This is a genomic window from Neorhizobium sp. BETTINA12A (assembly GCF_023006485.1).
Taxonomy (GTDB): Bacteria; Pseudomonadota; Alphaproteobacteria; order Rhizobiales; family Rhizobiaceae; genus Neorhizobium.
The window spans coordinates 1-12,254 of the sequence record NZ_JALBGW010000041.1; the positions used below are offsets into that span (position 1 = coordinate 1).

Genomic DNA, 12,254 nt, shown 5'->3' on the forward strand with positions numbered 1-12,254 from the left:
GTCCGCGAGGCCATCGCATCGCTGCGCGCCGACCGCCTTGTGGAAGCCCGCCAGGGCGCCGGCGTCTTCGTGCTGGAGCCTTCGCGCAACGTGCAGCCGGTCATGCTCTCCCTCTCGAATATCGATCTCGCCCGCGTATCCTCGATGATCGAGCTCCTGGAGCTCAGAACCGCGGTGGAAGTCGAGGCTGCAGGGCTTGCGGCCCTTCGCCGCTCCCCTGCACAGGAAGAGGTCATTCTCGATCGCCATTATGCGGTCCGCGCCTGTCTCGAGGCCGCAAAACCGACCAGCGAGGCGGATTTCGCGCTGCATCTTGCCATTGCCGAAGCTACCAACAATCCCCGCTTCCGCGAATTCCTGACGATGATCGGCCGCAGCCTGATCCCGCGCGCAGCATTACGCCCGGACGATTCGGAGGCCGACCAGGCAGCCTATATCAAGCTGCTCGACGAGGAGCATAATGCCATTGTCGTGGCGATTTCCGACGGCGACGAAGACCGTGCCCGCGACGCCATGCGCCGGCATCTGCGGGGTGCGCAGCTGCGTTATCGCACCCTCCTCCGGGAGCTTCGGGAAGCTGTAAGATGACTTGTTGACACAAGTCGACGCAACCTGTACGACAATTTTTGTCTGGAGGAGACGCTTACAAAGGAAATCCGCATGATGACGCCTGAAGAAATCAAGGTCGCACTTGGTGCCGGCCTGCTGTCCTTTCCCGTCACCCATTTCGACAAGGAAGGCCAGTTCCAGCCGGAAAGCTATCGCCGCCATGTCGAATGGCTGTCGGGCTATGATGCACCGGTCCTGTTTGCCGCCGGCGGCACGGGCGAATTCTTCTCGCTGTCTCCCAATGAGGTCCCCACAATCGTTTCCGCCGCCAAGGAGGCCGCCGGCAAGACCGCAATCGTCTCCGGCTGCGGTTTCGGCACGCATGTGGGCGTCGAGATGGCCCGCGCGGTCGAAAAGGCCGGCGCCGACGGCATCCTGCTGCTGCCGCATTACATGATCGATGCACCGCAGGAAGGCCTCTACCAGCATGTGAAGCGCATCTGCCAGTCGGTTGGCATCGGCGTCATGGTTTACAATCGCGACAACTCGATCCTGTCGGTGGACACGCTGAAGCGCCTCTGCGACGAATGCCCGAACCTGATCGGCTTCAAGGACGGCAGCGGCGATATCGGACTTGTCCGGCAGATCACCGCCACCATGGGCGACCGGTTGATGTATCTCGGCGGCATGCCGACTGCCGAGCTCTTCGCCGAAGCCTATCTCGGCGCCGGCTTCACCACCTATTCCTCGGCTGTCTTCAATTTCGTGCCGGGCCTCGCCGTCGACTTCTACAAATCGCTGCGCGCCGGCAATCGTGCCCGCTGCGAGGAGATCCTCAAGGACTTCTTCTATCCCTTCATGGCGATCCGCAACCGCCGCAAGGGTTATGCCGTCTCGGCTATCAAGGCCGGCGTGCGCCTGCAGGGTTTCGATGCCGGCAAGGTGCGTCCGCCGCTCGACGACCTGACGGCGGAAGAAGAAGAGATGCTCCTGAAGCTCATCGGCCCCTGGAAGCGGTAAGCCCATGAAGATCGCTTCGGTTCGCACCCACCTCCTCGAACACAGGCTCGACGTCGCCTTCGAAAGCGCCTCGATGCGCTTCGATCGCCGCGCCCATGTGCTCGTCGAGATCGAGTGCGATGACGGCACGATCGGCTGGGGCGAATGCCTCGGCCCGGCCCGGCCGAATGCGGCCGTGGTCGCGACCTATGCGAACTGGCTGATCGGCGAAAATCCGCTCGAAACCGAAAAGATCTGGGCGCGGCTCTATAATGCGCTGCGCGATCAGGGTCAGCGCGGCCTTGCCGTCACGGCACTGTCCGGCATCGACATCGCGCTCTGGGATATCAAGGGCAAACATTTCGGCGTGCCGATCTCGATCCTGCTCGGTGGACGTTTCCGCGAGAGCGTCAGGGCCTACGCGACCGGCAGCTTCAAGCGCGACGGCGTCGACCGCGTGGAAGACAATGCCACCGACGTCGCCGGCTATTGGCAACAGGGTTTTCACGCCAGCAAGATCAAGATCGGCTTCGGCGTCGAGGAGGATCTGCGCGTCATCCGTGCCGTGCGCGACGCCGTCGATCCTGACATGCGCCTGATGGTCGACGCCAACCACGGTTACGACGCCATCGAGGCGATCAAATTCGGCCAGGCGGCTGCTGAACTCAATCTCGACTGGTTCGAGGAACCCGTGGTGCCGGAACAACTTGCCGCCTACCGCGAAGTCCGCGCCCGCCAGCCGATCCCGGTTGCCGGCGGCGAGACCTGGCACAGCCGCTGGGGCATGCGCGAGCCCGTGGAAACCCGTGCCGTCGATATCCTGCAGCCGGACCTTGCCGGCGTTGGCGGCTTTACCGAAGCCAAGCGCGTCGCCGATCTGGCAGCCCTTCACGGCATCCGCGTCGTGCCGCATGTCTGGGGCACCGCTGTCCATATCGCCGCCGCATTGCAGTTCATGGCGGCGATGATCCCGAGCCCGGTTCGTGTCAACCCGATCGAACCGATCCTCGAATTCGACCGTACCCATAACCCGTTCCGTCAGGCGGTGATCAAAACCCCGATCGAACACGAGCGCGGCGTGGTGCAGATCCCGAACGGCCCCGGCCTTGGGATCGAGATCAACCGCGATGCGCTCAAAGAATTCCGCATGGGAGACATCTGATGCTCGTCCGCACCCTTTCCGGCACGCCGCCCAAGACCAGACTGCCCAAGGGCGCGATCGACACTCAGATGCATGCTTATCTGCCGGGCTTTCCCTCTCTGCCCGGCGGTCCGGGCCTTCCTGCCGGAGACCTGCCGACACCGGCCCAGTATCTCCAGTTCATGCGCTGGATCGGCATCGATCGGGTCATCGTCACCCAGGGCAATGCCCAGCAGCGCGACAATTCCAATCTCAACGCCTGCCTTGCGGAGTTCGGCTCGATCGCACGCGGCGTCTGCGTCATCGATAGCACCACATCGGAAGCCGAACTCGATAGCCTCGCAGCAGCCGGCAATGTCGGCGCCCGCATCATGGATCTGCCGGGCGGGGCGGTGAACCTGTCGGAACTCGAAGCCGTCGACGCCAAAGCGGCGTCCCGCAACTGGATGGTCGCCGTCCAGTTCGACGGCAGCAACATCCTCGACCACGAAGAGCGCCTGAGGAACCTGAAGTCCCGCTGGGTCTTCGATCACCATGGCAAGTTCTTTTCAGGCGTGACACCGGACAGCCCGCAGATCGCAGCTGTCAAGCGGCTGATCGACGGTGGAAAATGCTGGTTCAAGTTTGCCGGCGTCTATGAATCTTCCAAGGCCGGCGGCCCGGACTATGCCGATGTCGCAGCCATCGCCCGCGAGATCGCCAGATATGCACCGGAACGCATCGTCTGGGGCACCAACTGGCCGCACAATCTCGCCCGCGAACAGGCCGATTATCCGGATGACGTGGCGCTGACCGACACCGTGCTCGGCTGGTTCCCGAACGATGCGGCACGCCAACTCGCGCTCGTGAAAAACCCTGAAGAGCTTTACGGCCTGTCGGCCCAATAAGCGGCAAGGCAAGCCCTAGGAGACTGATAATTAAACGACCGGGGCACGGAGGCTCCGGCGATCAACGGAGGAGGACAACATGAAACTCACGAAACTGCTCGGCCTCGCATTCGGTCTCGCGCTCAGCGCGACCGCCGCCAATGCGCAGGTTACCCTGCGTTCCGCCGATATCCATCCGGATGGCTATCCGACCGTCGATGCCGTCAAATATATGGGCGAACTAATCTCCCAGCGCACCAACGGCCGCATCAAGATCCAGGTGATGAACAACTCGGTGTTGGGTGGTGAAAAGGACACGATCGAACAGACCCGTTTCGGCGTCATCGATTTGAACCGCGTCAATGCAGCGCCGTTCAACAACCTCGTGCCGCAAACCACCGTTCTTGGCCTGCCCTTCCTGTTCCGTTCGACCGAGCACATGCACAAGGTCGTCGACGGCCCGATCGGCGACGAAATCCTGAAAGCCTTCGAACCACATGGCCTGATCGGTCTTGCTTACTACGATTCCGGCGCGCGCTCCTTCTACACGACCAAGAAGCCGATCACCAAGCTTGCCGACCTGAAGGGCATGAAGATCCGCGTCCAGCAGTCCGATCTCTGGATCGCCATGATGCAGGCCTTCGGCGCCAACCCGACCCCGATGCCGATGGGCGAAGTCTATTCCTCGCTCGAAACCGGTGTGGTCGACGGCGCAGAAAACAATTGGCCTTCCTATGAGTCCGCCCGCCACTACGAGATCGCCAAGAACTATACGCTGACCGAACATTCGCTGAACCCGGAAATCCTGGTCATGTCGAAGATCTCCTGGGACAAGCTGACGCCGGAAGACCAGAAGATCTTCCGCCAGGCAGCCAAGGACTCGGTCGTCAAGATGCGTGAGCTCTGGACTGCCCGCGAAAAGTCCTCGGAAGCCAAGGTTCGTGCTGCTGGCGCCAACATTATCAAGGTCAACAAAGACGAGTTCTCGGCAGCCATGAAGCCGGTCTATGACAAGTTCGTCACGGACGCGAAGCAAAAGGCTCTGCTGGAGCAGATCCAGGCCGTCAAATAAGTTCGAAAAAGAAGCCGGCCCTCTGATCAGAGGGCCGGTTTTTCATTTCCGGCACCGGGGAACGTCGCCGGATCGTGGAGGACAGGTTCATGAGAAACTTCATGTTGGCCATCAAGCCAATTCTGGGCGGGCTCAGCCGCCTATCGCTTTATATTTCCGGCACCGGCATGATCGCCATGACCCTCATCGTCGGCTGGCAGGTCTTCGGCCGTTATATCCTGAACGACTCGCCGAGCTGGTCCGAGCCGCTGTCGCTCTACCTGATGTCGTGGTTCATCATGCTCGGAGCCGCCGTCGGTGTGCGTGAGAGCGTGCATCTCGGGCTCGATATCGTTCGTTACGTCATGCCACCGGCAATTCAGAAGGCCATGGACCTCCTGAGCCTCGGCCTGATCGTGCTGTTCGGGATAGGCATGGCCTATTATTCGACGCTGCTCGCCAAGGGCACGTGGTCGGCCACCATTCCCGTGCTCGGCTGGCCGGGCGGCACCGACTTCTTCCCGATGATCGTCGGAGGCGTCATGATCTCCCTTTTCGCTCTGGAGCGCTTCGTCGACGTCGCCATCGGCGAAGAAATTGCTGCTGACGTCCTCGTGCAGGAGGCTGCGTAATGGCCTACGCCATTCTTTTCGGTTCCTTTACCTTCCTCATGCTGATCGGCATGCCGATCGCCTTCTGCCTTGGAATCGCGTCCTTCGCCACGGTCCTCTACATGGGCCTGCCGCCGATCGTCGTCTTCCAGCAGCTGAATTCCGGCATGAACGTCTTCGCCATGATGGCGATCCCGTTCTTCATCTTCGCTGGCGACCTGATGGTGCGCGGCGGCATTGCGCACAGGCTGATCCGCTTCGCAGCCGGCCTTGTCGGCCATATGCGCGGCGGTCTCGGCCAGGTCAACGTCGTCGCATCGACGCTGTTCGGCGGCATTTCCGGTTCGGCCGTGGCGGATGCATCGGCCGTCGGCGGATTGATGATCCCGCAAATGGCTGCGCGCGGCTACGATAGGGATTATGCGGTGAACGTGACGGCCAATGCCGCCATCATCGCATTGATGATCCCGCCCTCGCACAACATGATCCTCTATTCGATCGCGGCGGGCGGCAACGTCTCCGTCGCCGACCTCTTCACTGCCGGCATCATTCCCGGCCTGCTGCTGGCCGGAGCGCTGATGATCACGGCCTGGTGGGTTGCCGTCAAACGCGGTTATCCGGCCGATCCGTTCCCGGGCTTTGCCCGCATCGGTTATTACTTTCTGGCTTCGCTGCCAGGCATCCTGCTGATCGCCATCATCTTCGGCGGCGTACGCTCCGGCGTGTTCACGGCAACCGAAAGCTCCTGCATTGCGGTCCTCTACGCGTTCCTTGTGGCCATGCTCGTTTATCGCGAGCTGAACTGGAACGGTTTTGTCGAGGCCGTCATGGGCGCCGTGCGCACCACCGCGATGGTACTACTGGTCATCGGCACCGCTGCCGCGTTCGGCTGGCTGATGGCATTCCTGCAGGTCCAGACGCTGATCATCGCGGCGATCGGAGCGATCTCCGACAATCCGATTATCGTACTCCTGATGATCAACGTCATCCTGCTGGTGCTCGGCACGTTCATGGACATGGCGCCGATGGTCATCATCTCGACCCCGATTCTGCTGCCGGTCGTCAAAGCCTTCGGCATCGATCCTGTCCATTTTGGCGTCATCATGATCCTCAATGCCGGCATCGGCCTCAACACGCCGCCGGTCGGAACCGTGCTCTTCGTCAGTTGCGCGGTCGGCGGCATCACGATACGTGAAGCGATGCGCACGATCTGGCCTTTCTTCGGAGCCAGCATCGCAGTATTGCTGCTCGTGACTTATATCCCTGCCTTGTCGCTCTGGCTCCCAAACGTTTTCAAATGAGCGACTGAACAAGTTTTATCTGACGGTCCCGCCGCTTGGCGGGACCTTTCACATGAGAGGAGAGGTCCATGACCATCTACCAGAACCTGATCGCCGGCGAATGGGTCGGCTCGGACGCTTCCAAGAACATCAACCCGTCCGATACCAACGATGTCGTGGGCATGTATGCCCAGGGCAATGCCGAAGACGCCAAGCAGGCGATAGCAGCCGCCAAGGCCGCTTTCCCGGCCTGGTCACGTTCCGGCATCCTGGAGCGTCACGCTATTCTCCGGAAAGCTTCCGACGAAATCCTCGCCCGCAAGGAAGAACTCGGCGCGCTGCTCGCCCGCGAGGAAGGCAAGATCCTTCCCGAAGCGATCGGCGAAGTTACCCGCGCCGCCCAGATCTTCGATTTCTTCGCTGGAGAAGCGCTGCGCCTGACCGGCGAACTGGTGCCGTCCGCACGTCCGAACATCGGCGTCGAGATCACCCGCGAACCACTCGGCGTCATCGGCATCATCACGCCCTGGAATTTCCCGATCGCCATTCCCGCATGGAAGATCGCGCCGGCGCTCTGCTACGGCAACACTGTCGTCTTCAAGCCTGCCGATCTCGTACCTGGCTGTGGCTGGGCGATCGTCGACATCCTCCACCGCGCCGGCCTTCCGAAGGGCGTCCTGAACCTCGTCATGGGTCGCGGCTCGGTCGTTGGCCAGGCCATGCTCGACAGCCCGGATCTCGCCGGCATTACCTTCACCGGCTCCACCGGCACCGGCAAGCGCGTCGCGCTTGCCTCGATCGAGCATAACCGCAAGTTCCAGCTCGAAATGGGCGGCAAGAACCCGATGGTCGTCCTCGATGACGCGGACATCAACGTCGCCGTCGAAGCGGCCGCCAATTCGGGCTTCTTCTCGACCGGCCAGCGTTGCACCGCTTCGTCGCGCCTGATCGTGACGGAAGGCATCCACGACAAGTTCGTCGCAGCACTCACCGAGAAGCTGAAGACGCTCAACGTCGACAACGCCATGAAGGCCGGCAGCCATATCGGCCCGGTCGTCGACGACAAGCAGCTGAAGCAGGACACCGACTATATCGATATCGGCAAATCGGAAGGCGCCAAGCTCGCCTTCGGCGGCGAAATCGTCAAGCGCGACACGCCCGGCTTTTACCTTCAGCCGACGCTGTTTACCGAAGCCACCAACCAGATGCGCATCTCCCGTGAAGAGATTTTCGGACCGGTCGTATCCGTCATCCGGGTGAAAAACTACGAGGAAGCGCTGGCAACCGCCAACGACACGCCGTTCGGCCTGTCGGCGGGCATCGCCACTACCAGCCTCAAGCACGCGACGCATTTCAAGCGCAACTCGGAAGCCGGCATGGTGATGGTCAACCTGCCGACGGCAGGCGTCGATTTCCACGTGCCGTTCGGCGGCCGCAAGGCATCGTCCTTCGGCCCGCGCGAACAGGGCAAGTATGCTGCCGAGTTCTTCACCGTGGTGAAGACCGCCTATACGCTCGCGTAACAAAAAAAGGCGCTGCCATCTCGAGATGGCAGCGCCTTCAATTCGTGAATTAAGACGGGTTATTCAGCAGCAACGCTGGCGCGCTTCGGCAGCTTCCAGTTCGGGCGCGGGAAATGGCATGTATAGCCATTCGGATAACGCTCCAGGTAATCCTGATGCTCCGGTTCGGCTTGCCAGAAATCACCGACCGGCTCCACTTCCGTCACCACCTTGCCCGGCCATAAGCCCGATGCGTTGACATCGGCGATCGTATCTTCGGCGACGCGCTTCTGTTCATCGCTCTCGTAGTAGATCGCCGAACGATAGCTCATGCCGATATCGTTGCCCTGGCGGTTCTTGGTCGACGGATCGTGGATCTGGAAGAAGAATTCCAGAATATCGCGATAGCTGGTCTTGGCCGGATCGAAAATGATCTCGATTGCTTCGGCATGGGTGCCATGATTGCGGTAGGTCGCATTCGGCACATCGCCGCCGCTATAACCGACGCGGGTCGATACCACACCGGGCAGACGCCGGATCAGGTCCTGCATGCCCCAGAAACAACCACCGGCCAGAACGGCCCGTTCGGTAGACGTCGTCATGCTTTCCTCCTTCGGTTTTGGATTTGCACCTAAAATGGCGATCCGACGGAAGAAATTCAATCCATCGCCGCCACTCAGCCAGTTGCCGCCTCGACGATCGGACGCACCGCCTCCTCCAGGCTCTTCGGCGTCGTGCCGGTGACGATGACACCGAGCAGCGGCGCCGCGATGCCGGCCGCCTTCAGCCTTGCCATATCGGCGGCCACGAAACGCTTCTGGCTCGGCGCGATGACCGGAATGCCGGCCTTCGTCGTGATTTCCCTGTAGCGGGCAAGATCGGTCTCGTCGAGCGGCCTGCCGTAATCGGCAAACGACGCAACAGACGCCTCCATCATCGCGCCGGGAATGGCGACGATGGTCTTCAAGTCCTCGTCAGTGCTATTCTCGCCGAGCGCCGGGATCGGGCGGAGCTTCGACTGCAGCAGATGCGGCTGAACATGGTCGAAATAGACATTGAACCCTTCAAAACCAAGATCCGCCAAGGCATCGAGCTCGTCGGGCGTCGGCACCGTCTCCTGGCCGGCCATCACCAGCAGCGGTACCCCGAGCGGCGCCAGCCTCTCGAAGAACGGTCGTTCCTCGGCAAAACTGCCGAATGTGGTGCCGGTGGCGCGATGATAGGCGTTGAGATGCACCTTGATCGCAAACGCCCCTGCCCCGATCGCCGCCTTGGCAAGATCGAGGTCGTGGCGGGCGAGCGAGACGATGACCGGGAATTTGCCGCCGCGCAGCGCCTTGGTGAGCTTGGTTTCGGGGTAATTCGGCATCACGGGCCTCAGTTCAGACGCTGGCCGCCATCGGCGGCGAAGAGATGGATATTGCCGAGTTCCGGCCGCACCCGGATCGTTGCCCCCGGCGACAACGATACCCGCTCGCGAAACACGCCGGTCACCAGCGTCTCGCCAAGCTTCATCGTCACCTGCGTCTCGGAGCCCATCGGCTCGACCAGCACGATTTCCGCCGGCACGCCGTTCTCGTCCAGGGCGAAATGTTCGGGACGAATGCCGTAGACCGCCTTTCGGTCCTTGTGCTCGTGCGCTACCTCAGGCAGCGGCAGCATGATGCCGGGCGCCGAGAACCCTTCGGTCGTGATCGTGCCAGTGAGGAAATTCATCGACGGTGAGCCGATGAAGCCCGCAACGAACTGATTGGCCGGCCGGTCGTAAAGGTCGAGTGGTGCCCCGATCTGCTCGACCTTACCGCCGTTCAGTACGACGATCTTGTCGGCCATGGTCATCGCCTCGACCTGGTCGTGGGTGACGTAGATGGTGGTCGTCTTCAGTCTCTGGTGCAGGCTTTTGATCTCGCCGCGCATGACGACGCGTAGTTTCGCGTCAAGATTGGAAAGCGGCTCATCGAACAGGAACACCTTGGGATCGCGCACGATCGCCCGGCCCATCGCAACGCGCTGGCGCTGGCCACCGGAAAGCTGGCGCGGGTAGCGATCGAGCAAGGGCGCAAGGCCAAGGATGTCGGCGGCCCATTTGACGCGTTCGGCGATCTCCGCCTTGCTGCCGCCGCGATGCTCCAGCGAGAAGCCCATATTGGTGGCAACGGTCATATGAGGATAGAGCGCATAGTTCTGGAAGACCATGGCGATGTCTCGGTCCTTGGGGTCGAGGTCGTTGACCACCCGCCCGCCGATATTCACCTCGCCGCCGGTAATTGTCTCCAGCCCGGCGACCATCCTGAGCAGCGTGGACTTGCCGCAGCCGGACGGGCCGACGAGCACCACGAACTCGCCATCGGTGATGCCGAGGTCGATGCCGTGGATGATGTCGACGGCGCCATAGCTCTTGCGGACATTGGAAAGGGTAACTTCAGCCATCAATCAGATTTCCGTTTCTTCAGCCCCAGTGTTTCAAAAGGTGAGTTTTTCAACCCTTGAGGCCGGTATGCGCGAGCCCTTCGACGAATTGCTTCTGCGCGATGATGAAGACGATGAGAACGGGCAGCGCTGTCAGGGTCGCGGCAGCAAGCTGGATGTTCCACATCGGCCCGCCATAGGCGTCGGTATATTGTGTCAGCGCCTGCGGCAGCGTGAATTTGTCGGCGCTCGACAGGAACACGATCGGCTCCAGATAGAGGTTCCAGGAATGCAGGAAGGTGAAGATCGCCACAGAGGCGAGCGCCGGCCTTGCCAGCGGCAAGGCGATCTTTCGAAAGATCTTGAACCGCCCGAGACCATCGACCCGCGCCGCCTCTTCGAGCTCGGCAGGCAGCGCAATGAAGAACTGCCGCATCACGAATGTCGCGAACACGCTTGGCGCACCGAAGATCGGCACCAGGATCAGCGGCCAGTGGGTGTTGACCATGCCCGCCTTCAGGAACATCTGGAAAAGCGGCACGATCGTCACTTCCGACGGGATCAAGAGCCCCAGCAGCACGACCATGAAGATCGTATTGGCGAAGGGGAATTTGATCCGCGCAAAGGCGTATCCGGCCATGGAGGAGACGATCATGGTTCCGATCGTCACCAGCGCCGCGATGTAGGCCGAGTTCCAGTATTGCTTCACGAAGGGCTGCAGTTCGAAGACCTTGGCATAGGTCGTCCAGTCGTAGCTTTCCGGCATGAGCTGCGGCGGAAACGCAAAAATGTCGCTGATCGGCTTCACCGACGACGTCACCATCCACCAGGTCGGAAAGACGAATGGGATCAGGAGAACGCAGAGCAGGCCGTAGAGAAACACTTGTCTGCGCGGGGAGAGCTCAGCTTTCATAAAAGACGATCCTCTTGCGCATCTGCCACTGGGCGAAGGTAAGTACGGCGACGATCACGAACAGCATGATCGACAGCGTCGAGCCGTAGCCGAAGAAATGGAACTGGAAGGCCTGCTGGTAGAGGTAATAGACCAGCACCGTCGTCGTGAGGCCCGGCCCGCCTTGCGTCAGCACCGCGATCTGCGCGAACACCTGCAGCGAGCCGACGATGGTGATGATCGAGGTCAAGAGGATGGTCGGGCTGATCAGCGGCAGGGTGATGCGACGGAACTGCTTGAAGCGCGGAGCGCCGTCGATGCGGGCCGCCTCGTAGAGTTCGTTCGGCACGCCCTGGAGGGCGGCGAGGAACAGGATCATGTTGAGGCCGACATTCTTGAACACCTGCACCACGATGACCGAGATCATCGCCGTCACCGGTTCGCGCAGCCAGTTCGGCCCCTCGATGCCGAAGACGAGCAGCACGCCGTTGATGCCGCCGTTCTTCTGCAACAGGAAACCCCAGACGATCGTCCAGGCGACCAGCGACACGACGACCGGCGAGAAGAACAGCGTGCGGAAGATGGTGATGCCGGCGAGCTTCTGGTTGAGCAGCACCGCAAGCAGCAGTGCCAGGCTCAGGTTGAAGATCACCAGCCCGACGGAAAAGATCGCCGTCGCCCCGAGCACCGAAGGCAGGCTCGTGTCTTCGAGAAGCATCTGGTAGTTCGCGAGGCCGGTATAGGTGAAGGTATTGGCGAGCACGTTCCACTCGTGCAGCGAATACCAGAAGACGAGGCAGAGCGGGATCAGCACGAAAAGCGTGATCCCGATCAGTTGCGGGGCGATGAAGAGAAACCCGGCGAGGCTGTCGCGCCGCGCGACCGTCCAGAACGACGATGAGGAGCGGCCTTCCGGACGGGCGGTTTGCTGCACGACAGCCATCAGCTATTCCC

General features: G+C 61.4%; 13 protein-coding genes. 8 read left to right on the forward strand and 5 right to left on the reverse strand.

The window, feature by feature from the left end; all coding sequences use genetic code 11:
* From MOV61_RS13070 to MOV61_RS13105, 8 genes are all read left to right on the forward strand, one after another.
* Nucleotides 1-588 (forward strand): FadR/GntR family transcriptional regulator (locus MOV61_RS13070; RefSeq protein ID WP_247136869.1); only part of this gene is annotated, 588 nt, incomplete at its 5' end.
* 75 nt (nucleotides 589-663) lie between these two features.
* Nucleotides 664-1,569, forward strand: coding sequence for a 5-dehydro-4-deoxyglucarate dehydratase (kdgD, locus tag MOV61_RS13075; protein WP_038549347.1), 906 nt, complete (start codon nucleotides 664-666; stop codon nucleotides 1,567-1,569).
* A gap of 4 nt (nucleotides 1,570-1,573) precedes the next feature.
* Nucleotides 1,574-2,710 (forward strand): mandelate racemase/muconate lactonizing enzyme family protein, encoded by a 1,137-nt coding sequence (locus MOV61_RS13080; protein ID WP_038543799.1) that lies wholly within the window; start codon nucleotides 1,574-1,576, stop codon nucleotides 2,708-2,710.
* The gene (locus tag MOV61_RS13085; protein WP_247136870.1) at nucleotides 2,710-3,576 is read left to right on the forward strand and encodes an amidohydrolase family protein; all 867 of its coding nucleotides are present in this window, start codon (nucleotides 2,710-2,712) and stop codon (nucleotides 3,574-3,576) included. The genes MOV61_RS13080 and MOV61_RS13085 overlap by 1 nt, the downstream gene beginning before the upstream one ends.
* 79 nt (nucleotides 3,577-3,655) lie before the next feature.
* Complete coding sequence (locus tag MOV61_RS13090) at nucleotides 3,656-4,627, forward strand: TRAP transporter substrate-binding protein (RefSeq protein WP_038543802.1); 972 nt, start codon at nucleotides 3,656-3,658, stop codon at nucleotides 4,625-4,627.
* Nucleotides 4,628-4,716: 89 nt separating this feature from the next.
* The gene (locus tag MOV61_RS13095) at nucleotides 4,717-5,238 is read left to right on the forward strand and encodes a TRAP transporter small permease (RefSeq protein ID WP_038543805.1); all 522 of its coding nucleotides are present in this window, start codon (nucleotides 4,717-4,719) and stop codon (nucleotides 5,236-5,238) included.
* The gene (locus MOV61_RS13100) at nucleotides 5,238-6,518 is read left to right on the forward strand and encodes a TRAP transporter large permease (RefSeq protein WP_247032874.1); all 1,281 of its coding nucleotides are present in this window, start codon (nucleotides 5,238-5,240) and stop codon (nucleotides 6,516-6,518) included. Before MOV61_RS13095 ends, MOV61_RS13100 begins: the two co-directional genes overlap by 1 nt.
* 68 nt (nucleotides 6,519-6,586) lie before the next feature.
* A complete protein-coding gene (locus MOV61_RS13105) occupies nucleotides 6,587-8,020 on the forward strand; it encodes an aldehyde dehydrogenase family protein (protein WP_247136871.1) in 1,434 nt (477 codons plus the stop codon).
* Nucleotides 8,021-8,079: 59 nt separating this feature from the next.
* Here the strand turns inward: MOV61_RS13105 and msrA are convergent, their stop codons facing one another.
* From msrA to MOV61_RS13130, 5 genes are all read right to left on the reverse strand, one after another.
* On the reverse strand, nucleotides 8,080-8,601 hold the full coding sequence (gene msrA / locus MOV61_RS13110) for a peptide-methionine (S)-S-oxide reductase MsrA (RefSeq protein ID WP_038543811.1): 522 nt from the start codon (nucleotides 8,599-8,601) through the stop codon (nucleotides 8,080-8,082).
* A 74-nt stretch (nucleotides 8,602-8,675) separates the two neighbouring features.
* Nucleotides 8,676-9,368 (reverse strand): hypothetical protein, encoded by a 693-nt coding sequence (locus tag MOV61_RS13115; RefSeq protein WP_247136872.1) that lies wholly within the window; start codon nucleotides 9,366-9,368, stop codon nucleotides 8,676-8,678.
* Between the two features lie 8 nt (nucleotides 9,369-9,376).
* A complete protein-coding gene (locus MOV61_RS13120) occupies nucleotides 9,377-10,429 on the reverse strand; it encodes an ABC transporter ATP-binding protein (protein ID WP_247136873.1) in 1,053 nt (350 codons plus the stop codon).
* 49 nt (nucleotides 10,430-10,478) lie between these two features.
* A complete protein-coding gene (locus MOV61_RS13125) occupies nucleotides 10,479-11,321 on the reverse strand; it encodes a carbohydrate ABC transporter permease (RefSeq protein WP_247136874.1) in 843 nt (280 codons plus the stop codon).
* Nucleotides 11,311-12,243, reverse strand: a complete 933-nt coding sequence (locus tag MOV61_RS13130) for a carbohydrate ABC transporter permease (RefSeq protein WP_247136875.1) — start codon at nucleotides 12,241-12,243, stop codon at nucleotides 11,311-11,313. Before MOV61_RS13130 ends, MOV61_RS13125 begins: the two co-directional genes overlap by 11 nt.
* Between the last annotated feature and the right edge of the window lie 11 nt (nucleotides 12,244-12,254).

Coding starts and splice junctions, on each gene's coding strand:
- MOV61_RS13100 (WP_247032874.1), top strand. CDS start 5,238: ATGGCCTACGCCATTCTTTTCGGTTCCTTTACCTTCCTCATGCTGATC.
- MOV61_RS13120 (WP_247136873.1), bottom strand. CDS start 10,429: ATGGCTGAAGTTACCCTTTCCAATGTCCGCAAGAGCTATGGCGCCGTC.
- MOV61_RS13125 (WP_247136874.1), bottom strand. CDS start 11,321: ATGAAAGCTGAGCTCTCCCCGCGCAGACAAGTGTTTCTCTACGGCCTG.
- MOV61_RS13130 (WP_247136875.1), bottom strand. CDS start 12,243: ATGGCTGTCGTGCAGCAAACCGCCCGTCCGGAAGGCCGCTCCTCATCG.
- MOV61_RS13090 (WP_038543802.1), top strand. CDS start 3,656: ATGAAACTCACGAAACTGCTCGGCCTCGCATTCGGTCTCGCGCTCAGC.
- MOV61_RS13115 (WP_247136872.1), bottom strand. CDS start 9,368: ATGCCGAATTACCCCGAAACCAAGCTCACCAAGGCGCTGCGCGGCGGC.
- MOV61_RS13095 (WP_038543805.1), top strand. CDS start 4,717: ATGAGAAACTTCATGTTGGCCATCAAGCCAATTCTGGGCGGGCTCAGC.
- kdgD (WP_038549347.1), top strand. CDS start 664: ATGACGCCTGAAGAAATCAAGGTCGCACTTGGTGCCGGCCTGCTGTCC.
- MOV61_RS13105 (WP_247136871.1), top strand. CDS start 6,587: ATGACCATCTACCAGAACCTGATCGCCGGCGAATGGGTCGGCTCGGAC.
- MOV61_RS13080 (WP_038543799.1), top strand. CDS start 1,574: ATGAAGATCGCTTCGGTTCGCACCCACCTCCTCGAACACAGGCTCGAC.
- MOV61_RS13085 (WP_247136870.1), top strand. CDS start 2,710: ATGCTCGTCCGCACCCTTTCCGGCACGCCGCCCAAGACCAGACTGCCC.
- msrA (WP_038543811.1), bottom strand. CDS start 8,601: ATGACGACGTCTACCGAACGGGCCGTTCTGGCCGGTGGTTGTTTCTGG.